The sequence below is a fragment of the Kineococcus vitellinus genome (genome assembly GCF_009906315.1).
Lineage (GTDB): Bacteria > Actinomycetota > Actinomycetes > Actinomycetales > Kineococcaceae > Kineococcus > Kineococcus vitellinus.
In genome coordinates, this window is sequence record NZ_JAAALL010000660.1 from 1 (window position 1) to 465 (window position 465).

Annotated in this window: 1 protein-coding gene; it reads right to left on the reverse strand. The window is 75.7% G+C overall.

Annotated features, from left to right (window positions below; translation table 11 throughout):
• Positions 1-48 precede the first annotated feature (48 nt).
• A partial coding sequence (locus GTQ99_RS23980) for an NAD(P)-dependent oxidoreductase (RefSeq protein ID WP_276612510.1) occupies positions 49-465 on the reverse strand: 417 nt, incomplete at its 5' end.

Below are 465 nucleotides of genomic sequence, written 5' to 3' on the forward strand. Positions count from 1 at the left end.
CGGACGTGCTCAACCCCGAGGTGCTGGACGCGGCCGTGGGGGCGGCACTCACCGGACCCCCTCCGCGGCCGCGTCCAGCACCTCGGGGTTGAGCACGTCCGCGGGCCGCCCGCCCCTGCAGACGTCGACGACGTTCTGCACGGCGCGGCGCTTCAGCTCCCCGTAGGACTCCTCCGAGTACCAGGCCAGGTGCGGGGTCAGGACGGCGGTGTCGAGGCGGGTGAGCGGGTGCCCGGGCGGCAGCGGCTCCTCCTCGAAGACGTCCAGGCCGGCTCCGTGCAACCGGCCCGCGCCCAGCGCGTCGGCCAGCGCGGTGGTGTCGAGCACCGCGCCGCGGCTGGTGTTCACCACCACCGCGTCCGGGCGCATCCGGGCCAGCTGCGCGGCGCCGAGCAGGTGGTGGGTCTCCTCGGTGAGCGGGACGTGCAGGGAGACGACGTGCGCCTGCGCGAGGAGGTCGTCGAG